This is a genomic window from Neisseria sp. 27098_8_158 (assembly GCF_041433145.1).
GTDB classification, from domain to species: Bacteria; Pseudomonadota; Gammaproteobacteria; order Burkholderiales; family Neisseriaceae; genus Neisseria; species Neisseria subflava_E.
Map to the genome: position 1 here is coordinate 374,140 of NZ_JAPWAZ010000001.1, position 24,426 is coordinate 398,565.

Here is a 24,426-nt window from a genome sequence, read left to right on the forward strand (position 1 = left end):
GGATTGGGGTTAGCCCTGCTTTGGAAAGAGTTATTTGATACGGTAAAGTTGTTCACGAAGGTCAGGTGAAGCATTGCCTCGAACTCCTCCATGCTTGATAGCGTGAGGTTTTCGGTAACTGGTTTATTTGGATAGACTTTAGAAAATGGATGGTTGTTGTTATTAAAATAATGCCGTCTGAGAAATAAGTCTTGATTAAAACAAGTCATGACTTTTTTCAGACGGCATTTGTATCCTGTGTTTTGCGATTTCTATTAAAGTGCTGCTTCTGAGCGTTCTCCGGTACGGATACGGATGGCTTCTTCAACCGGATAAATGAAGATTTTACCGTCCCCGATTTTGCCGGAATGCGCGGTTTCCAAGATGGCATCAACAGCTTGATCGACTTTATCGTCAGCCAATACCAATTCGATTTTTACTTTGGGCAGGAAATCAACCGCGTATTCCGCGCCGCGATAAATTTCCGTATGGCCTTTTTGGCGGCCGAAACCTTTGACTTCGCTGACAGTCATGCCGGTAATGCCGATTTCAGTCAGGGTTTCGCGTACATCGTCAAGTTTGAAAGGTTTGATAATAGCTTCGATTTTTTTCATATTGAGTCTCCTTATTTGCGAAAAGGCCGTCTGAAACATTCAGACGGCCTTTGTTCCATCAAGTTCGTTCAAATTTTATTTGAGTGAACTTATTTCTTTTTCTGAGCAGGCAGGTCGGTACATACGCCCAATGCCACTTCCGCAGCCATACCGATGGATTCGCCCAGGGTTGGGTGTGGGTGGATGGTTTTACCGATATCGGCTGCATCACAGCCCATTTCGATGGCCAAGCAGACTTCGCCGATCATATCGCCGCCGTTAGGGCCAACGATACCGCCACCGATGATGCGGCCGGTTTCAGCATCAAAAATCAGCTTAGTGAAACCATTGTCGCAACCGTTGGCAATCGCACGGCCGGAAGCAGCCCATGGGAAGTTGGCTTTGGTGATTTTGCGGCCGGAGGCTTTGGCAGACAATTCGGTTTCGCCAACCCATGCCACTTCAGGAGAAGTGTAGGCAACGCCCGGAATAACGCGCGCGTCGAAGTAGGCTTTGTGGCCGGCACAGTTTTCAGCGGCAACGTGACCTTCGTGAACGGCTTTGTGTGCCAACATCGGTTGACCGACGATATCGCCGATAGCGTAGATGTGCGGCACATTGGTGCGCATTTGTTTGTCCACTTCGATGAAGCCACGGTCAGTCACGGCAACACCGGCTTTTTCAGCGCTGATGAGTTTGCCGTTTGGTGCACGACCGGCAGCTACGAGTACGGCATCGTAACGTTGTGGCTCTTTAGGCGCATTTGCGCCTTCAAAAGTAACGTAAACGCCGTCTTCTTTAGGCTCAACAGCAACAGTTTTGGTGTTAATCATGATGTTGTCAAAACGGTATTCGTTTTGTTTTTGCCATACTTTAACCAAGTCGCGGTCTGCGCCTTGCATCAGGCCGTCCATCATTTCAACCACATCCAGGCGAGAACCAAGAGTGCTGTAAACCGTACCCATTTCGAGACCGATAATACCGCCGCCGATAATCAGCAGTTTGCCCGGTACTTCTTTCAGAGCCAAAGCGCCGCTGGAATCGATGATGCGTGGATCTTCAGGGATGAAAGGCAGTTTGGTTACGCGGCTGCCTGCTGCAATGATACAGTTTTTGAAGGCAACGATTTTTTTCTCGCCGGTAGGAGTCGCTTGTTCGTACACTTCGCTGGTCGTCAGCGAAACTTCCAAGTGGTGCGGGTCTAAGAATTGGCCATCACCTTGGATAATGTCTACTTTGCGGCCTTTCGCCATACCGGCCAAACCGGTAGTCAAGCGGGAAACCACGCCGTCTTTGTAGCCGCGCAGCATGTCGATATCGAGTTCAGGCTCAGGGTATTTGATACCGTTGGCAGCCAAGTGGCGTACTTCATCGATAACGGCAGCATTGTGCAACAGAGCTTTTGAAGGGATACAGCCGACGTTCAAGCAAACGCCGCCCAAAGTTTTGTAACGTTCAACGATAGCAACTTTCAAGCCTTCGTCAGCAGCGGCAAATGCAGCAGAATAACCGCCAGGGCCACCACCCAATACGACTACGTCGTATTCGGCATCGGCAGATCCGCCGAATTGAGCAGCTTGAGGGGCAGGAGCGGCTGCTTTAGGGGCTTCTTGTGCAGGAGCAGTAGGCGCTTCGGCTTTAGGAGCAGCAGCTGCACCTTCGGCCTCAACGACAACAATCAAACCGCCTTCAGAGATTTTGTCGCCCACTTTAACTTTAACTTCTTTGACTACGCCTGCAACTTCGGCAGGTACGTCCATAGTCGCTTTATCGGTTTCCAAAGTAATCAGGGTATCGTCCACAGCAATGGTATCGCCCACATTTACTTCAACCGCAATAATATCTACATTTTCGTGACCGCCAATGTCGGGCACTTTCAATTCAACTAAGCTCATGTCTAATCTTTCTGAATGATGTTCGGACTTCTTTTTTCAGACGGCCTGAGTAAAAAGGCCGTCTGAAAATGCTCGGATTACAGAGTAATGCGGCGGAAGTCTTTCAACAGGTTAGCCAGGAATACGGTGAAGCGCATACCGGCGGCACCGTCGATGACGCGGTGGTCGAAGGACAGGCTCAATGGGCACATCAGGCGAGGAGCGAATTCTTTGCCGTTCCAAACCGGTTTGATTTGGGATTTGCACACGCCCAAGATAGCAACTTCAGGAGCATTCACGATCGGTGTGAAGCCTGTGCCGCCGATACCGCCCAAGCTGGAAATAGTAAAGCATGCGCCTTGCATTTCTTGTGGTTTGAGCTTGCCTTCGCGGGCTTTTTTAGACAATTCAGTCAGCTCTTGGCTGATTTGTTTCAAGCCTTTTTGATCCACATCTTTGATGACTGGAACAACCAAGCCGTTTGGCGTGTCGGCTGCAAAACCGATGTTGAAGTAGTTTTTCAGCACCAGGTTGTCGCCATCCAGAGAGGCGTTGAATTCAGGGAAGGCTTTCAGCGCAGCAACAGAGGCTTTAATGATGAAGGCCAATGGAGACAGTTTCACGCCTTCGCGTTCCCATTCTTTGTTCAGTTGTTTGCGGAATTCTTCCAATTCGGTCATGTCCGCTTCTTCGTGTACGGTAACGTGAGGAATCACAACCCAGTTGCGAGACAGGTTTTGACCGGAGATTTTCTTAATGCGAGACAGTTCTTTAACTTCGACGCTGCCGAATTTAGAGAAGTCAACTTTAGGCCATGGCAACAAGTCCAGACCGCCGCCCAAAGAGGCAGCTGCAGGTTTGCCAGCACCGCTTTGCATAACGGATTTAACGAAGGCTTTAACGTCTTCGCCCATGATACGGCCTTTCAGACCGGTACCTTTGACTTGACCCAAGTCCACGCCCAATTCACGCGCCAGTTTACGTGCGGAAGGACCTGCATGGGCTTTGGCAAATGCAGCTTCGTCAATTTTGGCAGCTGCAGGTGCAGCCGGAGCAGGTGTAGCAGCTGGTGCGGGAGCAGCAGGAGCCGGAGCAGCGGCTGGTGCAGGTGCGGCAGCTTGAGCGGCAGGAGCAGGAGCAGCTGCGGCGGAACCGGCGGTTTCTACTTCGATAATGGCAGAACCTTCAGATACTTTGTCACCAACTTTTACAAATACGGCTTTAACCACACCGGCTTCTGTACATGGTACGTCCATAGTGGCTTTGTCGGTCTCCAGAGTAATCAGAGTGTCGTCAACGGCAACAGTGTCGCCAACTTTAATTTCAACGGCAATAATGTCTACATCTGTATGACCGCCAATATCCGGTACAACAACTTTTACAGTTGCCCCGCCTGCAGGGGCTGCGGCAGGAGCGGAAGCGGGAGCTGCAGGAGCTTCAGCTGCAGGAGCCGGGGCTGCATCGGCAGCGGCGGCGTCAGTTTCAACGGTCAGAATAACGCCGCCTTCAGAGATTTTATCGCCAACTTTAACTTTAACTTCTTTCACGACACCGGCTGCATCGGCAGGTACGTCCATAGTGGCTTTGTCGGTTTCTAAAGTAATCAGGGTGTCGTCAACGGCAATGATGTCGCCTGCTTTAACTTCTACAGCGATGATGTCGACGTTTTCATGACCGCCGATATCAGGGACTTTGATTTCTACGATACTCATTTGAGTTCCTTTAATATTTTCAGTTTGATGCCGTCTGAAAACTGTTTCACACGGCATCGGTACAGTTTGTCTGTTCAAACCATTCAAGCATTTGGTTTTCAGACGGCCTAATGTTGGCATGAAGCAAACAGGCCGTCTGAAACATCAATTAGCGTTTCCAGCTAGGAGCTGCATCGGCTTTGATGCCATATTTTTCAATAGCTTGTTGAACGGTTTCTTTGCTGACTTTGCCTTGTTCGGCCAATGCGCTCAATGCAGCAACGGCAACGTTGTAGCGGTCAACTTCGAAGAAGCTGCGCAGGTTGGCACGGCTGTCAGAGCGACCGAAGCCGTCAGTACCCAAGACGTGGTAGTCGTTAGGGATGTAGGCACGGATACGGTTGGCATAGCTGCGGATATAGTCGGTAGCGGCAATAACCGGGCCGTCATGACCTTGAAGTTGAGAAGTAACAAACGGTACTTTTGCAGTTTCCAAAGGATTCAGGCGGTTGAAGCGTTCCACTTCGATGGCATCGCGGTGCAGCTGGTTGAATGATGGGCAAGACCAGATGTCTGCTTCTACACCGAAGTCGACTTTCAACAATTCGGCACCGGCAATGACTTCTTGCAGGATGGTACCGGAACCCATCAATTGGACTTTTTTGTCGCCTTTGCCGCCGGCTTTCAGCAAGTACATACCTTTCAGGATGTCTTGTTCTACGCCTTCAGGCATGTCCGGATGGGTGTAGTTTTCATTCATCAGGGTGATGTAGTAGAACACGTCTTCGTGGTTAACATACATGCGGCGCAAGCCATCGTGTACGATAACGGCTACTTCATATTGGAATGTTGGATCGTAAGTTACACAGTTTGGAATCAAGTCTGCTTGAATGTGGCTGTGGCCGTCTTCGTGTTGCAAACCTTCGCCATTCAGTGTTGTACGGCCGGCTGTACCACCCAACAGGAAGCCGCGTGCATGCATATCGCCTGCTGCCCATGCTAAGTCGCCAACGCGTTGGAAACCGAACATAGAGTAGTAGATGTAGAAAGGAATCATGGCAAAGTCGTTGTTTGCGTAGCTGGTCGCAGCAGCAATCCAGTCAGCCATGGCACCTGGTTCGTTAATACCTTCTTGCAAGATTTGACCGTCAACAGACTCTTTATAGAACATCAGTTGGTCTTTATCTTGAGGAGTGTATTGTTGGCCTTTAGGGTTCCAAATACCGTATTGGCGGAACATACCTTCCATACCGAACGTACGGCTTTCATCAGGAACGATAGGCACCACGCGTTTGCCGATTTTTTTGTCTTTCAGCAAAGTAGACAGGATGCGGACGAAAGCCATGGTGGTTGAGAATTCACGGTCGCCGCTGGATTTCAGTTGAGTCTCAAATGCTGACAGTTCAGGCACTTCCAGAACTTCTTGGGTAGGTTTGCGTTGAGGCAGGTAGCCACCCAAAGATTCGCGACGTGCGTGCAGGTATTTGTACTCTTCGCTGTCAGGAGCAAAAGTCAGGTAAGGCAGGTCGCCACTGTCGATTTGCTCGTCAGTTACAGGAATGTCAAAGCGGTCACGGAATTGTTTCAGAGACGCTTTGTCCATTTTTTTGGCTTGGTGGGCAACGTTTTGACCTTCACCGGATGCGCCCATACCGTAACCTTTAATGGTTTTTGCCAAGATTACAGTAGGTTTGCCGTCGGCGTGGTTCGCTGCGCGGTCGTAAGCGTTGTACACTTTTTGAGGGTCGTGACCGCCGCGGTTCAATGCCCAAATTTGTTCATCAGTCATATCGGCGACCAATGCTTTCAGTTCAGGCGTATTGAAGAAGTGTTCGCGAACGTATGCACCGTCTTTGGATTTGTAAGTTTGGTAGTCACCGTCCAAGCACTCTTCCATACGTTTGCGCAGGATGCCATCTTTGTCTTTTGCCAAGAGGCGGTCCCAACGACGACCCCAGATGACTTTCACAACATTCCAGCCGGCGCCGGCAAAGTTGCCTTCCAGCTCTTGAATGATTTTGCCGTTACCGCGTACTGGGCCGTCCAAACGTTGCAGGTTACAGTTGATGACGAATACCAAGTTGTCCAAGCCTTCGCGTGAAGCCAGAGCAATAGCACCTTGGCTTTCAGGTTCATCCATTTCGCCGTCGCCGCAGAATACCCATACTTTACGGCCTTTGGTTTTAGCCAGACCGCGAGATTCCAAGTATTTCAGGAAGCGTGCTTGGTAAATCGCCATCAATGGGCCCAGACCCATAGATACGGTTGGGAATTGCCAGAAGTCAGGCAACAGGTGAGGGTGAGGGTAAGAAGGCAGACCATGACCGGCAACTTCTTGACGGAAGTTGTTCAATTGGTCTTCGGTCAGACGGCCTTCAACGAAAGCACGTGCATAAATACCAGGAGCAGCATGACCTTGGAAGAATATCAAATCGCCTTCTTCGCCTTCACCTTTGGCTTTCCAGAAGTGGTTGAAGCCGACTTCGTACATGGTCGCAGCAGATTGGAAAGATGCAATGTGTCCACCCAATTCCAAATCTTTTTTACCCGCGCGCAAAACGATAGCGGCAGCGTTCCAACGAACGAATGCACGGATACGGTGTTCGATGTTTTGGTCGCCGGGGATGCCTTTTTCGTCTTCAACGGAAACGGTGTTCAAGTATGGAGTAGTGGTACCGTGAGGCATACGGATGCCTTTGTCACGGCTGTATTTGACCAAACTTTCCAGCAGATACTGGGCGCGTTCGCTGCCTTCATATTCTAAAACAGAGCTTAACGCGTCTAACCATTCTTTGGTTTCAATTGGGTCAACATCGTGTAATTGGGTGGACATAATATCTATCCTTGTGTTGAGTGTTTTTCAATGACGGAGTATTACTCCGATATTTTCGTTTGTGAACAAATACGGCTTATAAACGAAAATTCCAAGAGTCAAATTCGAAAAAATTTTAATTATTTAAATATTTTCAATACGTTATATGAAGCAATGAAAATTCTGAAAAATTAAAATTTTTTGCAAACCGGCTAACCTGCAAATGCTATCAGTAATTGGGCAAACTGGCAAATCGCGCTGTTGATATTAATAGGAGGGTAGAGGTTGAATTGATGATTTTTAAAAGTGCCCTTATGATGGTTTTAAAATTAGAATATTAAACAGACACGGTAAAAGTCTCTGTTGTGTTGTTTAGATGAATAAATTCGAATTCGAAAATTAATTTTCAAAATTTGTCTAAAATCGAAAATTAAATTTAAACTTTGAGTTTGAAAAAGAAAATTCAGACCGTATTATTTTTACAAGCGAATGGGCCGCCTGAAGATTTTGGAAGAGGTTAAGAAAGAGTGAAATTTTAAGAGGACGATGATTGAGGAAGGGAAAATTAAAAAATGACATGCACAGGCTAGTTGAATAGCTGGGCATGTCATTTGTTAGTAGTCTGAGAATTTCAGACGGCCTTTAAACTGCAGAGGATTTTTGAGCAAATTGCTTCCATTGAGCTAAAAGCTCTTTGAGAACATCTTGCTGCTCATGTCCATGTTGGATGGCTTCTTGCAGCCAAAAACATGCATTATTGATGTCTTTCTCTACACCCAGGCCGTGGTAATACAGACAGGCAAGATTATATTGAGCCATTGTATCCCTTTGTTTGGCTGCCGCCTCAAACCATTTTGCCGCTTGGGCATAATCGACAGGTACGCCTTGTCCGCTGTAATACATCATGCCAAGATTGGTTTGTGATTTACTGTGCCCACGTTCTGCGGATTGATGGTATAGATCCAGTGCTTCAGCGTAATTCTGTGGGCGTTTTAAGCCATAGTGCGCTGCAAATGCCAGCTTGTACAGACGTTCAGCTTCCTGACGTTGGAGGGCGATTTCTTTCGTCAGCTCATAGTTTTGCTGGTTATTCAATGCGCTGTCAGACAGAAGTTTTTGGTAAGCGACAAGATTACCTAAATCAGCTGAGCGTTGATAATATTGACGCGCGGTGTCTGCATCAACTGCTCGTCCCAATCCGTAGCGATGGATATCGCCTAAAAGACGCAATCCTTCCGGGTCATTTTGATCTGCAGCCAATTTAGCATGCTGATAGGCCTTTTGAGGGTCTCGTTCGGTGTTTTTACCCAGAAGATAGATTTCGGCAAGTGCTACATGCGCATTGCTGTCACCTTGTTCGGCAGCTTTTTCAAACCATTCCAATGCTTCAGCAGGATTTGATACAGCTAAGAGTTCTGCAAGAGAAGTTTGCGCTGGAACAATGTCGTAATCGGCGGCAATACGCAAATGTTCGATTGCTTTTTCAGGGTTTTGTGCAACACCTTGCCCCAATTTGTATTGAAGGCCGAGTTGCCAGTGTGCCGCAATAAATCCCTGTGCGGCGGATTGCTGATAAAGTTTATGGGAATATTCCAAATCAGGAGAGCTGGAATATTGGTAATGCTGGGCTAAGAAGTATTGTGCTTGAGGATTTTGTTGCTCAGCAGCTTTCAATGCCCATTTGACTGCTTCTTGGTCATTACCATTGTCTGCATATAAACGCATCAGGCGCAGTTGGGCAGGAGCCAATCCTTCTTCGGCAAGCTCTTGATAGGCTGCGATGAGCTTTTCTACTTCTATTCCATTATTTTCTTGTAATTGGAGAAGATTATAGCGGGCGTATGGATGACCAGCTCTTGCAGCTTGCTTTAAATATTCAACTGCAATTGCTAAATCTTGCGCATTTTCGTGATGTTCGATTAGGCATCCTGCCAGCTGAAATGCAGCCTCAATATGCCCGGCTTCTGCAGCTTCGCAGAGCAATGGGATGGCTCGTGCAAAGTCAGGTGGGTCTTGAGTGATTAATTTTTCTGCTAGCAGAAAAGATTCTTCATATTGTTGAGCATTCATCGGTTTGCTTTTATATTTTGTGAAGGATTAAGAATAAAATAATCGGCCGACAGGATGCGGCCGTTATGATTTTGTAATTTTGAGGTTATTTACAAAAACAGGCAACCGTATTTGTATTTTTATACTTAGAATAATGGAATAATTTATTTTATGCTGTATAAATACAACAGAAGGATATGATAAAGTGGGTTGAGAAAATACTTCTGCTGTTTATTCGGTTTAAATTATTCGTTGTCTGGTTTTTTACGCCACAAAACAAGTAATTTGCCAATATGTTGCACCAGTTGAGCACCCAGTGTTTCACATAGTGCATCACAAATTTCAATACGTTCAGCACGATCATCGCCAAAAACACGGACTTTAATCAATTCGTGCGCTGTCAATGCGGCATCGGTTTCTTTGATGACCGAGTCGGTCAAGCCTTGTTGGCCAACCATAACGACAGGGTGGAGGTGGTGTGCTTGGGCTTTCAAGGCCAAAATTTCTTTGGTGCTTAATTTGTTGTCGCTCATATTAATAAGTATCCAATTAAAAAGAATAATGGCTATATTGTACGCGATTTAGAACATTTACGGGGGAAATAACGTACAATGCTGATTTTAACTTAAGCATTTCAAATCAAGATGGCTGTACGCTCAAAATCTTCAAAAGCATGGCTGCATGAGCACGTCAATGATCATTATGTCCATATGGCACAAAAGGACGGATATCGTGCCAGGGCGGCTTATAAATTATTGGAAATCAATCAAAAAGATAAATTAATCAAGCCGGGTACGGTTTTGGCGGATTTGGGCAGCGCGCCGGGAAGTTGGTCACAGGTTGCGGCCAAGCTGGTCGGTAAAAGTGGGGCAGTCTTTGCTTTGGATATTTTGCCGATGGATGCTATTGAAGGCGTGTCGTTTATTCAGGGCGACTTTAGGGAAGATGCCGTTTTGGAGCAGTTTGAAGCTTTATTGGATAATCGTCCGTTAGACCTTGTAATCTGTGATATGGCACCCAATATGTCAGGCAATGCCGTAACAGACCAGGCACGCAGTTTTTATTTGTGTGAACTGGCTTTGGATTTTGCCTCGCAGCATTTGAAACCCGGAGGCAGTTTTTTGGTGAAGGTGTTTCAAGGCGCGGGCTATCAGGAATATACGGCGGCTATGCGTGAAATTTTTGCCAGTGTACAAACCCGAAAGCCGGATGCTTCCCGCAATCGTTCCAGTGAGATTTACCTATTAGGTAAAAATAAACGCTGACAATGTAGGGTGGGTGCTTTAAAATTCTTTCCCTTGATTTTATTTATTTTGTAACCATGGAGCCTGTTCAGTGGGGAATACCATTAAAAACATATTAGTCTGGGTAGTGGGTGGTGCTATGCTTTTAGCAGCATTCAATGCGCTCAGCGATAAGCAGGAAGATAAACAGCAAATCGAATATTCTCAATTTATTCAGCAAGTTAATAGTGGCGAAGTATCCAATGTCAATATTGAAGGATCTGTTGTCAGCGGCTATCTGATTAAAGGTGAGCGCACCGATAAAACTGCCTTCTATACCAATGCGCCTTTGGATGACAACTTAGTTAAAACACTGTTGGACAACAAAGTACGCGTCAAAGTGACTCCGGAAGAAAAACCAAGCATGCTGGCCAGTCTGTTTTACAGTCTGCTGCCTGTTTTGTTGTTGATCGGTGCATGGTTCTACTTCATGCGCATGCAAAGCGGCGGTGGCGGTAAAGGCGGCGCATTCTCTTTTGGTAAGAGCCGTGCGCGTTTGTTGGATAAAGATTCCAATAAAGTGACTTTTGCCGATGTTGCCGGTTGTGATGAGGCAAAAGAAGAAGTACAAGAAATCGTAGATTATTTAAAAGCCCCCAATCGTTATCAAAGCTTAGGCGGTCGTGTACCGCGCGGTATTTTGTTGGCCGGTAGCCCTGGTACGGGTAAAACATTGCTGGCTAAAGCTATTGCCGGTGAGGCAGGGGTGCCATTCTTCAGTATCTCAGGTTCTGACTTCGTAGAAATGTTTGTCGGTGTCGGTGCGAGCCGTGTCCGCGATATGTTCGAGCAGGCCAAGAAAAACGCGCCATGTATCATCTTTATCGATGAAATTGATGCTGTCGGCCGTCAGCGCGGTGCCGGTTTGGGCGGTGGCAATGATGAGCGTGAGCAAACATTAAACCAATTATTGGTTGAAATGGATGGTTTTGAAAGCAACCAAACTGTTATTGTGATCGCAGCAACCAACCGTCCTGATGTACTTGACCCTGCGTTGCAGCGTCCGGGCCGTTTTGACCGTCAAGTCGTTGTTCCATTGCCTGATATCCGTGGTCGTGAGCAAATCTTGAAAGTACACGCTAAAAAAGTACCTTTGGATGCATCCGTAGATTTGACTTCTTTAGCACGCGGTACACCTGGTTTTTCAGGTGCGGATTTGGCAAACTTGGTCAATGAAGCAGCTTTGTTTGCCGGTCGTCGTAATAAAGTTAAAGTCGATCAAAGTGACTTTGAAGATGCTAAAGACAAAATCTACATGGGTCCGGAGCGTCGCAGTATGGTAATGCACGAAGATGAAAAACGTGCGACAGCCTATCATGAGGCCGGTCATGCAATCGTAGCGGAAAGCCTGCCGTTTACCGATCCGGTTCACAAAGTAACGATTATGCCTCGTGGCCGTGCATTGGGTTTGACTTGGCAACTGCCTGAGCGTGACCGCATCAGTATGTACAAAGACCAAATGCTGAGCCAGCTCTCAATCTTGTTTGGTGGCCGTATTGCTGAAGATATTTTTATTGGCCGTATTTCTACCGGCGCATCTAACGACTTCGAGCGTGCAACTCAAATGGCACGCGAGATGGTAACGCGTTATGGTATGAGCGACAAAATGGGTGTGATGGTTTATGCTGAGAACGAAGGTGAAGTATTCTTGGGTCGTAGCGTAACCCGTTCTCAAAATATTTCCGAGAAAACCCAACAAGATATCGATGCGGAAATCCGCCGTATTTTAGATGAGCAATACCAAGTGGCTTACAAAATCTTGGATGAAAATCGCGATAAGATGGAAACTATGTGCAAGGCACTGATGGATTGGGAAACCATCGATCGAGATCAAGTTTTGGAAATTATGGCCGGTAAACAGCCTAGTCCGCCTAAAGATTACAGCCACAATGTCCGTGATGACAAAGTAGAAGAGTCTGAAGCGCCTGTTGCTGAAGCTGCTGAACCTGTTGAGCAAAATGAGGTTCAGAATACTGAGTCAGTAGAAGCAGACAAAACAGATAAATCTGTATAAGGCTTGAAACAGAAAACGGTAGCTTTTAAGCTACCGTTTTTATTTTGAAGATAAGCTAAAGGTCTCAGGCCGTCTGAAAATTTTCAGACGGCCTAATTTTATTTGGTTAATTACAAAACAGCCAAAGCCGCTTCGTAGTCAGGCTCATTTGCAATTTCAGAAACCAACTCAGCGTGGAGAACTTGGTTTTGCTCGTTCAAAACCACCACTGTGCGGGCAGTCAGGCCGCGTAATGGGCTTTCTGTCAGTGTAACACCGTAATCGTTAGAAAAGCTGCTGCGGAATGTGGAAAGTGTCACTACATTTTCCAAACCTTCTGCGCCGCAGAAACGGGCTTGTGCAAACGGTAAATCGGCAGAAATGCACAAAATAACGGTATTATCCAAAGACGAGGCACGTTTGTTGAAAGTGCGGACGGACTGGGCGCATACGCCGGTGTCAATGCTGGGGAAAATATTCAGCACTTTGCGTTTGCCTGCAAAGTCAGCCAATGATTTCTCAGATAGGTCTGCTGCTACCAATGTGAAATCAGGTGCAACCTGGCCGATGGCAGGCAAATTGCCGTTTGTAGAAATAGGAGAGCCTTGGAAAGTAACTTGGGCCATGATTCAGTCCTTGTGTCAGGGGAAAATAGGATAGGCAGGATTTTAGTAATGACGGCGACGGAAATAGAACATGCCTTCGCTGTCAATTTCTAAAATATAGCGGCCGTTTTGGACGGCAGCATAACCGCTTTTGCCTTCGGTATAAGGCTGTAAAGCAGCGTGTGAAATCAAATAGTCAGTCAGCTTGCTGCCGTCTTGGGCAATATTGTCCACCATTTTTGCAAAGGCAGTGTGGCAGACGCCGTTGGCTGACCAGCCGGCTGGAACACCTTTTTCATTTTTTTCCATGCATTGGCCGCTGATGACTTCTAAGTCGGTAGGGTGCTTGCCAATCAGATTAATGACACCACCCTCTATGCCGTTAATCGGGTAGGTACGTTGTTTTTTGCCTTCTTTGGTTTCGCCTTCTTGTGCTGTACCCAAATCCAAACCGGATATGGCTTGTTCATCGATATATTTAACTTTGAAGGTAGGCTTGGGCGCTTTGTCTGAAGCAGCATCATTGGCTGCAGTATCTTCAGATTTACCGCCGCAGGCAGCCAATGAAAGGCTGAGCAAGATAAGGGGAAAGGTTTTTTTCATATGAGAAACCCTAGAAAACGATTATATTTCAAATGATAAACGATATTATGGCCGTCTGAAATATTCAGACGGCCTTGCTATTATTTCAACGGACGAATACCTACTGCATCGCGTACTTTATCCAACAATTCGCGTGCTTCTTTGCGTGCTTTTTGTGCGCCGGCCTGCAAAATGTCTTCAATTTGAGAGGGTTTGGCTGTCAATTCATTGTAGCGCTCGCGCGGTTTTGCGAGCTCGGCATTGATTTTTGCGCCCAAGAGTTTCTTGGCTTCACCCCAAGCAAGGCCTTCGGCCAGCATTTGCGTGAACTCGGCAGTTTCAGACGGCGTGGAGAAGGCTTTGTAGATTTCAAACAGAGGACTTTCATCAGGCTGTTTCGGTTCACCGGGCTCTTTCATATTGGTGATGATTTTGTTAACCGATTTTTGGGTTTTCTTGTCATTTTCCCAAAGTGGAATGGTATTGCCGTAGGATTTGGACATTTTACGTCCGTCCAAGCCGACCAAGAGTTCGACATTTTCGTCGATTTTTACTTCAGGCAGGGTGAAGAGCTCTTGGAAGCGGTGGTTAAAGCGACCGGCAATATCGCGAGCCATTTCAACGTGTTGTATTTGGTCGCGACCGACTGGTACTTCATGGGCATTGAACATAAGGATGTCGGCAGTCATGAGGATAGGGTAGCTGTACAGGCCCATTTCCACGCCATGATCCGGATCTTCCTGACCGTTTTCGGTATTTGCCTGCACTGCGGCTTTATAAGCGTGGGCGCGGTTCATCAGGCCTTTTGCAGTGATACAGGTCAGAATCCAGTTCAACTCCATCACTTCGGGAATGTCGCTTTGACGGTAGAAAGTGGTCTGTTCCGGATTGAGTCCGCAGGCGAGCCATGTGGCGGCAACAGCTTGAGTAGATTGATGAATCATTTCCGGCTCATGACATTTGATGATGCCGTGATAGTCGGCCAAAAAGAGGAATGATTCAGTATTGGAATCTTGCGCTGCGCGGATAGCCGGGCGGATGGCACCGACATAGTTGCCCAAGTGTGGAATACCTGTTGTGGTAACGCCTGTTAAAACTCGTTTTTTGCTCATGAAAGTATCCTTCGGCACAAAGGCCGTCTGAAAATAAATATGGTGCCGATTATACCTGATTATTCTTGATTTTTCAGACGGCCTTTTGAGTAAAGGGTAACTGGATAATAAAGTTATGCACATAAAATTATAAAAATAAAACTTTATAAAACAATAAGGTAATAAAAATTTTTGGTTAATGGAGTAAATAGCTATTGAGTTATCCACATTTGCGCTTATATAGGCTCTAACAAAATATATTTGAAGAGGAACTTAAAATGAGATTTGATAAATTGACTGCCAAATTTCAGCAAGCTCTGCAAGAAGGTCAAAGTTTGGCTTTGGCTGCGGACAGCAGCTACCTTGAGGCCGGCTTTATCTTAAAAGCGTTGCTTGACGATCAAAACAGTGGTGCAGCTGCGTTACTGGCTCATGCAGGTGTGAATGTGCCTCAAGTGAAACAACGTTTGCAGCAACATTTGAGCAGCTTGCCAAAAGTATCCGGTCAAGGTGGCAATATTATGCCTAGCCGTGAGCTGCAAGCTGTATTGAACTTGATGGACAAGGCTGCAACCAAACGCGGCGATGCCTATATCGCCAGCGAACTTTTCCTGCTGGCTTTGGTTCAGCAAAATGATGTGACCGGCAAAATTTTGAAAGAAGCCGGTGCGACCGAACAAAATATCAATGCCGCGATTGATGCGGTACGAGGAGGACAAAACGTGAACGATGCGAATGCCGAGGACCAACGCGATGCTTTGAAAAAATACACACTTGACCTGACTCAACGCGCCCGAGACGGTAAGCTCGACCCCGTTATTGGTCGTGATGATGAAATTCGTCGTGCAATTCAGGTATTGCAACGCCGTACCAAAAACAACCCTGTGCTGATTGGTGAGCCGGGTGTAGGTAAAACCGCTATTGTTGAAGGCTTGGCGCAACGCATTGTTAACGGCGAAGTGCCTGAATTCCTGCGTAACAAACGCCTTTTGGTTCTGGACTTGGCGGCTTTGATTGCCGGCGCGAAATACCGTGGCGAATTTGAAGAACGCTTGAAAGGCGTGTTGAACGACTTGGCTAAAGACGATGGCAACACTCTGATTTTCATTGACGAAATCCATACCTTGGTTGGTGCAGGTAAAACCGACGGCGCAATGGATGCGGGCAATATGTTGAAACCGGCTTTGGCACGCGGCGAATTGCACTGTATCGGTGCGACTACTTTGGACGAATACCGTCAATACATCGAAAAAGATGCGGCACTCGAACGCCGCTTCCAAAAAGTATTGGTTGGCGAGCCAAGTGTGGAGGATACCATCGCTATTTTGCGCGGTTTGCAAGAGCGTTATGAAATCCACCACGGTATCGATATTACCGACCCTGCTATCGTTGCCGCAGCGGAGTTGAGCGACCGTTATATTACCGACCGCTTCCTGCCTGATAAAGCGATTGATCTGATCGACGAAGCAGCCAGCCGCATCAAAATGGAGCTGGACAGCAAACCTGAGCAGATGGATAAACTCTACCGCCGCATTATCCAGCTCAAAATGGAAAAAATGCACGTTGCCAAAGAAAGCGATGACGCCAGCAAAAAACGTTTGGAACTGATAGACGAGGAAATCGACGGCCTGCAAAAAGAATACGCCGATTTGGACGAAATCTGGAAAGCCGAAAAAGCGGCATCATCCAGCACTGCCGACATCAAGAAACAGATGGACGACATCAAAGTCAAAATTGAGCAAGCCAAACGCCAAGGCGATTTTGCCCGTGCATCTGAGCTTGAATACGGTGAGTTGCCTAAATTGGGCGCACAGTTGCAAGCGGCAGAAAGCAATCCTGACGGCAAAAAACAAAACAAACTTTTCCGTACTGAAGTCGGTGCGGATGAAGTGGCCGAAATCGTATCGCGCATGACCGGCATCCCTGTGTCAAAAATGATGGAAGGTGAACGCGATAAGCTGCTGAAGATGGAAGAAGTATTGCACCGCCGCGTGGTTGGTCAAGACGAAGCCGTGCGTGCTGTGTCTGACGCTATCCGCCGCAGCCGTTCCGGTTTGGCCGATCCGAATAAACCTTATGGCAGCTTCCTGTTCTTAGGCCCGACCGGTGTGGGTAAGACCGAATTGTGTAAGGCATTGGCAGGCTTCCTGTTTGACAGCGAAGATCATCTGATTCGTATCGATATGTCCGAATACATGGAAAAACATGCTGTTGCCCGCTTAATCGGTGCGCCTCCCGGCTATGTTGGCTACGAAGAGGGCGGTTACCTGACCGAACAAGTCCGCCGCAAACCGTACAGCGTGATTCTTTTGGATGAAGTGGAAAAAGCCCATCCGGACGTATTCAACATCTTGCTGCAAGTATTGGATGACGGCCGCTTGACCGACGGACAAGGCCGTACCGTAGACTTCAAAAATACCGTTATCGTGATGACTTCCAATATTGGTAGCCAACATATCCAACAAATGGGTACTCAAGACTACGAAGCGGTGAAAGAAGTTGTAATGGAGGATGTGAAAGAACATTTCCGTCCTGAAATGATCAACCGTATTGACGAAGTCGTCGTGTTCCACGGTTTGGATCAGGCTAATATCCGCAGCATTGCGAAAATCCAGCTTAAAGGTTTGGAAAAACGTTTGGAGGCGCAACATCTGCATCTGAAAGTCGATGATGCTGCCTTGGATCTGATTGCCGAAGCCGGTTTCGATCCTGTATATGGTGCCCGTCCGCTCAAACGCGCCATTCAGTCAGAAATCGAAAACCCGTTGGCAAAAGCATTGCTTGAAGGCAAATATGCACCTGATAGCACAATCCATGTTAAAGAAGAGGGTGGTAAGCTCTTGTTTGCATAAGGTTAAAACAATGTAGTATGCTGTTGTAAAAGGCCGTCTGAAAGAATTCAGACGGCCTTTCCTAATTATTGATTCATATCATATATTTATTATGTAATTTGATTATTCATTGAATTTTAGAGAATATTAATCGAAAATCTTGTGCCATGGGTTGATAAAGAATGCGATATAATCCGACCTGTTTGCCAAGGTTCTTGCTAAATATCTCATTTTATGTAATAATACTACAATGCAAAAACTGACTAATCAAAATCTTCACATTATTTTGTCGGAACGCTTAAACGATACCGACTTTGTTCTTATTCTCAATGCATTAATCAAATTTTTGCGCCGAGGAGGCAAAAAACAGGCTTCTGAACGTTTCGATTTGATTTTATCTACTTTAAAACAAGACGATGCTTTATGCCGTCAATTCAGTCTGCGCTTCTATGCCTGGCTGTCCAAAGTTCACATCTATCCTGCGCTGATTAAGCTGGGTATTTTCTCGCGCCATAGTTTTACTCGGGAGATGGGCATACGGATTTACGAACGTTTCAGCCCGTCTTATAAAGATTTTTCCAATCTGCGCGAAGTATTTTTATATCTTTTTCATTCGAAAAACGATGATAAATGGTTGCAAACCCTGAGTTTGCGCCAATGGTTGAGTATGTATGAGTTGTTGCAGGGCAAAGCGGATCCTGCTTTGCTTCAGACGGCCAGCCGACAGTTGGCAGATGCCCGTTTGCGTGCAGTGGAGATGCTGTCTATTTGGATTGCTTCCGAAGCGATTGAGCCGGATTTAATACGAATTGCCCCCCGTTTATTGGAGGCGGATTCGGCATTTGTTGCTTTGCAACGTGAAATTGCAAAATTGGTAGAACACTATCGCCACAGTGAAGAAACTTATGATACGGCGCACTTGGAGGTCATGTTTGACCAGTGCAACAAGCAAATTGAGTATCTGCGTCGTCGTGGTACAGGAGCAGGGTCTGGTTCGTCAGTGAAAGTGGCGCACTTGTTGGAGCGCCTGCAACAAACCATAGACCGCCTGAAACTGTTGACCAATATTCAAATCGAAACCGGCAGCTGTACCCGCTTAACCATCAATCTGATGAATGCGATGATTTACGCGGCGGTAGAGCAATACAGCACCAGCCACTTGCGTAAAAGCAGTATCCGAATGCTGGCACGCAGTATTACGGAAAACAAAAGTCATCATGGTGAGCATTACATTACGCGCAACCGTAGCGAATATTTCAAAATGTTTTATTCCGCAGCAGGAGGCGGCGTAATTATTGCTTTGATGGCATTGAATAAAATCCATATTGCGTCTTTGGGATTCGGCGAGTTTACTACTTCATTTCTTGCCGGACTTAACTACGGCTTAGGCTTTATGCTGATTCATATGCTGCACTGCACCGTTGCGACTAAGCAGCCTGCCATGACGGCGGCGAGCTTTGCCGAGCAGGTGGACTCAAATGAAGGCAGTAAAGCGGTGGACAACAAATTGGCAAAATTGCTGATTGATGTGTGCCGTTCGCAAAGTGTTGCCGTGTTTGGCAATGTATCGATTGCCGTATTGTTGGCGGCGGGGATCGCTTGGGGTTATGCCTACACGCATGGTCAGCCTTTATTAAACGAGGCGGTTACAGCCTACCAGCTTAAATCTATTGAGATTTTTACCCAGCCGACCTTATGGTACGCTGCTATTGCCGGAGTATGGTTGTTTTGTTCGGGGATTATTGCCGGCTTCTTTGACAACCGTTCCGATTATCTGAACCTGCGTCAGCGTCTGCCGTTTAATCCTTTTTTACGAAAAATCATGCGCCCGCAGCCACGCCGCCGTCTGGCCGCTTATATTCATAAGCATTACGGCTCGCTTATGGGCAATTTTATTTTCGGTATGCTTTTAGGTATGACCGGCTATTTTGGCCATCTTTTCGGCTTGCCGCTGGATATTCGCCATGTAGCGTTTTCTTCGGCAAATTTGGGTTATGCCGCGATTAGCGGTCATGCAGATATATTCACGTTTATACTCGGCTTGGCAAGCGTATTGGCAATCGGCATGGTGAATCTGGTGGTCAGCTTTTCTTTGGCTTTGGCTGTTGCGCTCCGTTCTCGCGGCACGCGTTTGGGCAGTATGCGTAATCTGCTGAAAAGCTTCTGGAGTCAAGTGAAAGCCAATCCTTTGATTTTGCTGTATCCGGTTCAAGTGAATAACAAAGAAAATACAAAGTAAGATTGAAGAAAGGCCGTCTGAATATATATACTTTTCAGACGGCCTTTTGATTTAAAAACTATAAAGATTAGGCTTGTAGAGATTCGCGGTTTTCCAAAACTTGGTCAATCAAACCATATTCTTTAGCTTCATCGGCGGACATATAATTGTCGCGGTCGGTATCGCGTTCCAAGTCGGCCAAATCGCGATCACAATGTTTGGCAAGCAAGCGGTTCAGTTTCTCTTTGATTTTCAGCAGCTCTTTAGCGTGAATTTCAATATCGGAAGCCTGACCGGCCAAGCCGCCGCTGATGAGCGGTTGGTGAATCATGATGCGGCTGTTTGGCAGGGCAAAGCGTTTGCCTTTTTCGCCTGCGGACAACAAGAATGCGCCCATGCTTGCTGCTTGACCCAAGCATAAAGTAGAAACATGAGGCTTGATGAAGTTCATGGTGTCGTAAATCGACATACCGGCAGTAACCGAACCGCCCGGAGAGTTGATATAGAAGAAGATATCTTTATCAGGGTTTTCACTTTCCAAGAACAGTAATTGCGCAACAACCAGATTGGCAGATTCGTCTGTCACCGGGCCGATCAAGAAAACGATGCGCTCTTTCAAAAGGCGTGAGTAGATGTCGAATGCGCGCTCGCCGCGACCGCTTTGTTCGATAACGGTAGGGACAAGGTAATTATTGAAATCGAAGGACATTTTTGTCTCCTGTTAATGATGGAAAAGCACCAAAGCATTTAAAGCGCTTCGGTGCTTTTGATTGTCTGTTTCAGACGGCCTTGGAGCAATTAAGCTTGTGCGCCCATTACTTCGTCAAAAGACAGCGCTTTTTCAGTTACTTTAGCTTTGCTCAGAACGAAATCAACAACGTTGCTTTCTACTGCCAAAGAAGTCGGGCCTTGCAGGCGGGAAGGCTCTGCGTAGTACCAGTCGATAACTTCTTGAGGATCTTCGTAGCTTTCTGCGAAGTTGGCAACAACGGCTTTGATTTGGTCTTCAGTTGGCTCAAGTTTGTTTTCTTCAACCAATTTAGCCAAAATCAGACCCAAAGAAACGCGGCGTTCTGCTTGTTCTTTGAACATATCCAAAGGCAGATCCAAGTTTGCAGCGTCAGCCATACCTTGGTTAACGAAGTTTTGTTTCATTTCGTTTGCCAAGCGGGCGGCTTCTTCGTTGACCAAAGCAACAGGAACTTGCAAATCGGCTGCTTTGAGCAGGGCATTCATTACAGATTCTTTGGTTTGTTCACCGATGCGGCGCTCAACTTCGCGGCCAACGTTTTTCTTCACTTCTTCGCGCATTTTGGCAACGTCGCCGTCTTCAATACCCAGAGCTTTAGCAAAGTCAGCGTCAACTTCAGGCAAAGTAGCTTCAGAAACGTTGTTCAACGTGATGGTGAATACGGCAGATTTACCGGCAACATCTTTACCGTGGTAGTCTTCAGGGAAGTTTACGGTAACATCTTTGCTTTCACCGGCTTTCATGCCGACAACACCGGCTTCGAATTCAGGCAGCATTTGACCTGCGCCCAATACGAAAGCGTAGTTTTTAGACGCGCCGCCAGCGAAAGGTTCGCCGTCGATTTTGCCTTCAAAGTCGATGATGACGCGGTCGCCGTTTTGGGCTTCGCGGTCAACATGGTTGAAGCGGGTACGTTGTTTGCGCAGGATTTCTACAGTTTGGTCAACTTCGGCATCGCCAACAGTCGCAGTAACTTTTTCTACTTCTTGGGCAGACAGGTCGCCAATAGTTACTTCAGGGAAAACTTCAAAAATAGCGGCAACTTTGAAAGACTCTTGATCGTCTTGTTCTTCAACGGCTTCAAAGCGTGGGTAACCGGCAACTTTCAATTCTTGAGCAACGGCAACTTCGTAGAATTCGCGTTGTACCAATTCGTTGATAACGTCGTTTTGTGCGCTTGCGCCGTACATTTGGGCAATCATTTTGAACGGTGCTTTACCCGGACGGAAGCCGTCAATTTTTGCGCGGCGTTGGGTTTGTTTCAGTTTTTTCTCAGTTTCTGCGTTGATTTTGGACCAAGGCAGAGACAATACTACTTTGCGTTCCAGATTTTCTAAAGTTTCAACAGTTACGCTCATCGTAAGCCCTTAAATTTGTTGTGTTTAAACGGTTATCCTTCTGCTCAGTATTCCGAAGAATTTCGGAAGCGTGCATAAGGTCAAAATTTAGCTGCTTAGTATAACACAATGTTTCACGAATAACATAAAAAGGCCGTCTGAAAAGTAGGAAATTCTTTTCAGACGGCCTTTGTGTTTCGATATTGTTGTTTTTTACAGCTGGTCTTTTTGCGCCAGAATCCGTCGGCTGCCGTTGATGTCTGCAGGAGAGAGAACACCGGCATTTTCAAGCGCATCTACTAAATTGGCGGCACGGTTGTAGCCGATGCGTAATTGGCGTTGCAGTGCGGAAATGGAAGTTTTCCGGCTTTCCAATACGAAGGCAACGGCTTGATCGAATAGCTCATCGCTGTTTGCATTCGGATTGACAATATTGGTGGTTTCGATGGCTGCTTCGCCACTGAGTAGGCCTTCCACATAATTGGTTGGAGCCTGTTCTTTGACGAAATTGACGACCTGATGCACTTCATCATCGGAAACAAACGCACCTTGCAGGCGTGTCGGTTCTGCGCTGCCCGGTTGCAGGAATAATGAGTCGCCGTATTTGAGCAATTCGTCTGCACCCATTTGGTCAAGAATGGTGCGGCTGTCGATTTTGCTTTGTACGGTAAAGGCCATTCGTGTTGGAATGTTGGCTTTAATCAGGCCGGTAACCACATCGACACTCGGACGCTGGGTGGCGACAATCATGTGAATGCCTGCAGCACGTGCTTTTTGGGCAAGGCGTGCGATTTGCTGCTCAACGGATTTGCGTTCGGTCATCATCAAGTCAGCCAACTCATCGATAACGACCACAATCAACGGCAGTTTTTCCAGAGGCTCGGGATCATCAGGATTTAAGCTGAACGGATTGAGTAATGGTTTGCCTGCTGCTTTGGCTTGTTCGACTTTTTGGTTGAAACCGTCCAGATTGCGCACGCCGGCATGGGAAAGCAGGCGATAGCGTTTTTCCATTTCGGCAACACACCAGTTCAATGCTTGTCCGGCCTCGCGCATATCAGTCACAACCGGGCAGAGCAGGTGCGGAATGCCGTCGTAAATGCTCAATTCCAGCATTTTCGGGTCAATCATAATGAAGCGGACCTCGTCAGGCGTGGCTTTGAAGAGCATGGACATAATCATGCCGTTCACGCCGACGGATTTACCTGAGCCGGTCATACCTGCAACCAAAAGATGCGGCATTTTTGCCAAGTCGCCGACAACGGGCGTACCTGCAATATCTTTACCCAAAGCAACGGTCAGTTTGGACTTGGCATCGGTAAACACGGGAGAAGAGAGGATCTCACTCAACATCACGTCTTGGCGTTTCTCATTGGGCAATTCAATGCCCATGGTGTTTTTACCGGCAATGGTTTCTACGATACGTACCGCTTGCAGAGACATTGAGCGCGCCAAATCTTTGGACAGGGCGACAATTTGGCTGCCTTTGACACCTTGTGCCGGTTCGATTTCGTAGCGGGTAATCACAGGGCCGGAAGTGGCGGAAACAACCTGTACGCCAATGCCAAATTCAGCCAGTTTGGCTTCAATTAATTCTGCGGTCTGTTGCAATTCATCCGGATTGACGGCAACCGGTTCTTCAGACGGCATACGCAACAGGTTCATGTTGGGTTTGTGGTATTCGCCGTTGTTTTTAGGCTCGGTATCGTCAAACAGGGAAGTTTGGATTTTAGGGGGCGGCGCAACGGATACGGCAACGGTTTTGCGGTTGCTGCTGCTGCCTGCCAACGGAGCAACCGGGGTGGCGGTAATGGTTTTGGCCTCTTTAACCATGCGGCGCGTATTTTGGGTTTCCAAAGCTTCGGAGTGGACATCTTCTTTTTTATTTTGGAATTGAGACAGTTTTTTCATTAGGCTGCCAAACAGGCCGCCCATATGGCTGCCGGATTTGGCCATGACTTCCAACCATGACACCTGAGCCAGCAGGGAAATGGACAACAGCAACATCACCAGCATAATCAACAGGCTGCCTGATTTGCCCAACAGCCAAGCCAAGCCTGAGCCCGCAAGTAAGCCGACCAAGCCGCCGGCGCCAACGGGAAGGGATTCGCTTAATGCGTTGTCAAACAGGAAGTGTTCGATAATCGGGCTGCACACCAGCAGGAGAAACAATGCCAAAGCGGCTACGCCATGATTGTAGGGCTTGTGGTTTTCCTGCTTTTTCATGGGGCGGAAATTTTTGTAGAGGAAAACGCAAGAGGCGGCTATCCACCACCAAAACGATAAGCCGAATAAATAATATCCGACATCGGAAAGATAGGAGCCAAAGAGGCCGCCGAGGTTGGCGACATCATTGTTTTTGGGAACGCTGCGCGACCATGCGGGGTCGTCCATGCTGAAGCTGGCCAGAGAAATGGCCAGATAAATGGTGATAACCAAGCCAAACAGCCACAAAGCATCATTGATCAAGTTGACAACATGCTCGGGACGCGCTTTTTTTTCTTCGTTTTTTTGCAGCTCTTTGGCGGCCTTGAGGCGTTGGGAGACTTTATTGTCGGCTTGAGTTTGTGCTTTGGTGGATTTGCGTGTGGTCGGTTTGGCTGCCGGTTTGGTAGAGACGCGTTTTTTTGTTTGGGTTTTAGAAGATTTTGCAGTCATGAGATAAAGGCCGTCTGAAAAGACCGGAGGTAATGTGCGTAAAGGGCAAATTATACCGTATTTACTAGGCACAAGAAAT

Annotated in this window: 15 protein-coding genes and 2 pseudogenes; 4 read left to right on the forward strand and 13 right to left on the reverse strand. The window is 47.0% G+C overall.

Annotation, left to right across the window (positions count from 1 at the left end):
* Positions 1-254: 254 nt before the first annotated feature.
* The 6 genes from O3681_RS01855 to yhbY form a co-directional block, all read right to left on the reverse strand.
* The gene (locus tag O3681_RS01855) at positions 255-593 is read right to left on the reverse strand and encodes a P-II family nitrogen regulator (RefSeq protein ID WP_070647098.1); all 339 of its coding nucleotides are present in this window, start codon (positions 591-593) and stop codon (positions 255-257) included.
* Positions 594-682: 89 nt separating this feature from the next.
* Complete coding sequence (gene lpdA, locus O3681_RS01860; RefSeq protein WP_371459138.1) at positions 683-2,467, reverse strand: dihydrolipoyl dehydrogenase; 1,785 nt, start codon at positions 2,465-2,467, stop codon at positions 683-685.
* Positions 2,468-2,544: 77 nt separating this feature from the next.
* On the reverse strand, positions 2,545-4,158 hold the full coding sequence (gene aceF / locus O3681_RS01865) for a dihydrolipoyllysine-residue acetyltransferase (protein WP_371459139.1): 1,614 nt from the start codon (positions 4,156-4,158) through the stop codon (positions 2,545-2,547).
* Between the two features lie 148 nt (positions 4,159-4,306).
* Positions 4,307-6,970: a pyruvate dehydrogenase (acetyl-transferring), homodimeric type gene (aceE, locus tag O3681_RS01870; protein ID WP_371459140.1), complete on the reverse strand. Its 2,664-nt coding sequence runs from the start codon at positions 6,968-6,970 to the stop codon at positions 4,307-4,309.
* A gap of 621 nt (positions 6,971-7,591) precedes the next feature.
* Entirely contained in the window at positions 7,592-9,019 is a 1,428-nt protein-coding gene (locus O3681_RS01875; RefSeq protein ID WP_308881153.1) for a tetratricopeptide repeat protein, read from the reverse strand.
* Between the two features lie 224 nt (positions 9,020-9,243).
* The gene (yhbY, locus tag O3681_RS01880; protein WP_070608313.1) at positions 9,244-9,531 is read right to left on the reverse strand and encodes a ribosome assembly RNA-binding protein YhbY; all 288 of its coding nucleotides are present in this window, start codon (positions 9,529-9,531) and stop codon (positions 9,244-9,246) included.
* A gap of 111 nt (positions 9,532-9,642) precedes the next feature.
* Here yhbY and rlmE point away from each other — a divergent pair, with 111 nt between their 5' ends.
* Positions 9,643-10,263 carry a 23S rRNA (uridine(2552)-2'-O)-methyltransferase RlmE gene (gene rlmE, locus O3681_RS01885; RefSeq protein ID WP_371459141.1) on the forward strand — a complete coding sequence of 207 codons (621 nt, stop codon included), beginning with the start codon at positions 9,643-9,645 and terminating at the stop codon, positions 10,261-10,263.
* A 70-nt stretch (positions 10,264-10,333) separates the two neighbouring features.
* Positions 10,334-12,295, forward strand: coding sequence for an ATP-dependent zinc metalloprotease FtsH (ftsH, locus tag O3681_RS01890; protein WP_371459142.1), 1,962 nt, complete (start codon positions 10,334-10,336; stop codon positions 12,293-12,295).
* Positions 12,296-12,405: 110 nt separating this feature from the next.
* Here the strand turns inward: ftsH and tpx are convergent, their stop codons facing one another.
* The 3 genes from tpx to trpS form a co-directional block, all read right to left on the reverse strand.
* Complete coding sequence (tpx, locus tag O3681_RS01895; protein ID WP_371459143.1) at positions 12,406-12,900, reverse strand: thiol peroxidase; 495 nt, start codon at positions 12,898-12,900, stop codon at positions 12,406-12,408.
* Between the two features lie 42 nt (positions 12,901-12,942).
* Positions 12,943-13,482, reverse strand: a complete 540-nt coding sequence (locus O3681_RS01900) for a hypothetical protein (protein WP_308881154.1) — start codon at positions 13,480-13,482, stop codon at positions 12,943-12,945.
* 80 nt (positions 13,483-13,562) lie between these two features.
* Complete coding sequence (gene trpS, locus O3681_RS01905) at positions 13,563-14,573, reverse strand: tryptophan--tRNA ligase (RefSeq protein WP_070460726.1); 1,011 nt, start codon at positions 14,571-14,573, stop codon at positions 13,563-13,565.
* 257 nt (positions 14,574-14,830) lie between these two features.
* Between trpS and clpB the strand changes: the two genes are divergently transcribed.
* Positions 14,831-17,404: an ATP-dependent chaperone ClpB gene (clpB, locus tag O3681_RS01910; RefSeq protein WP_371459144.1), complete on the forward strand. Its 2,574-nt coding sequence runs from the start codon at positions 14,831-14,833 to the stop codon at positions 17,402-17,404.
* Between the two features lie 229 nt (positions 17,405-17,633).
* Positions 17,634-19,622: a site-specific recombinase gene (locus O3681_RS01915; RefSeq protein ID WP_371459145.1), complete on the forward strand. Its 1,989-nt coding sequence runs from the start codon at positions 17,634-17,636 to the stop codon at positions 19,620-19,622.
* Positions 19,623-19,689: 67 nt separating this feature from the next.
* On the opposite strand, the gene clpP is transcribed toward O3681_RS01915, so the two are convergent.
* From clpP to O3681_RS01935, 4 genes and pseudogenes are all read right to left on the reverse strand, one after another.
* On the reverse strand, positions 19,690-20,310 hold the full coding sequence (gene clpP / locus O3681_RS01920; protein ID WP_049333839.1) for an ATP-dependent Clp endopeptidase proteolytic subunit ClpP: 621 nt from the start codon (positions 20,308-20,310) through the stop codon (positions 19,690-19,692).
* 89 nt (positions 20,311-20,399) lie between these two features.
* Complete coding sequence (gene tig, locus O3681_RS01925; RefSeq protein ID WP_371459146.1) at positions 20,400-21,710, reverse strand: trigger factor; 1,311 nt, start codon at positions 21,708-21,710, stop codon at positions 20,400-20,402.
* A 192-nt stretch (positions 21,711-21,902) separates the two neighbouring features.
* Positions 21,903-23,543 (reverse strand): annotated as a pseudogene (locus tag O3681_RS01930) (DNA translocase FtsK); the annotation flags it as partial.
* A 101-nt stretch (positions 23,544-23,644) separates the two neighbouring features.
* A pseudogene (locus O3681_RS01935) lies at positions 23,645-24,347 on the reverse strand (DNA translocase FtsK 4TM domain-containing protein); the annotation flags it as partial.
* Between the last annotated feature and the right edge of the window lie 79 nt (positions 24,348-24,426).

Coding starts and splice junctions, on each gene's coding strand:
- O3681_RS01915 (WP_371459145.1), top strand. CDS start 17,634: ATGCAAAAACTGACTAATCAAAATCTTCACATTATTTTGTCGGAACGC.
- tpx (WP_371459143.1), bottom strand. CDS start 12,900: ATGGCCCAAGTTACTTTCCAAGGCTCTCCTATTTCTACAAACGGCAAT.
- rlmE (WP_371459141.1), top strand. CDS start 9,643: ATGGCTGTACGCTCAAAATCTTCAAAAGCATGGCTGCATGAGCACGTC.
- yhbY (WP_070608313.1), bottom strand. CDS start 9,531: ATGAGCGACAACAAATTAAGCACCAAAGAAATTTTGGCCTTGAAAGCC.
- tig (WP_371459146.1), bottom strand. CDS start 21,710: ATGAGCGTAACTGTTGAAACTTTAGAAAATCTGGAACGCAAAGTAGTA.
- aceF (WP_371459139.1), bottom strand. CDS start 4,158: ATGAGTATCGTAGAAATCAAAGTCCCTGATATCGGCGGTCATGAAAAC.
- aceE (WP_371459140.1), bottom strand. CDS start 6,970: ATGTCCACCCAATTACACGATGTTGACCCAATTGAAACCAAAGAATGG.
- O3681_RS01855 (WP_070647098.1), bottom strand. CDS start 593: ATGAAAAAAATCGAAGCTATTATCAAACCTTTCAAACTTGACGATGTA.
- O3681_RS01900 (WP_308881154.1), bottom strand. CDS start 13,482: ATGAAAAAAACCTTTCCCCTTATCTTGCTCAGCCTTTCATTGGCTGCC.
- clpP (WP_049333839.1), bottom strand. CDS start 20,310: ATGTCCTTCGATTTCAATAATTACCTTGTCCCTACCGTTATCGAACAA.
- trpS (WP_070460726.1), bottom strand. CDS start 14,573: ATGAGCAAAAAACGAGTTTTAACAGGCGTTACCACAACAGGTATTCCA.
- O3681_RS01875 (WP_308881153.1), bottom strand. CDS start 9,019: ATGAATGCTCAACAATATGAAGAATCTTTTCTGCTAGCAGAAAAATTA.
- lpdA (WP_371459138.1), bottom strand. CDS start 2,467: ATGAGCTTAGTTGAATTGAAAGTGCCCGACATTGGCGGTCACGAAAAT.
- clpB (WP_371459144.1), top strand. CDS start 14,831: ATGAGATTTGATAAATTGACTGCCAAATTTCAGCAAGCTCTGCAAGAA.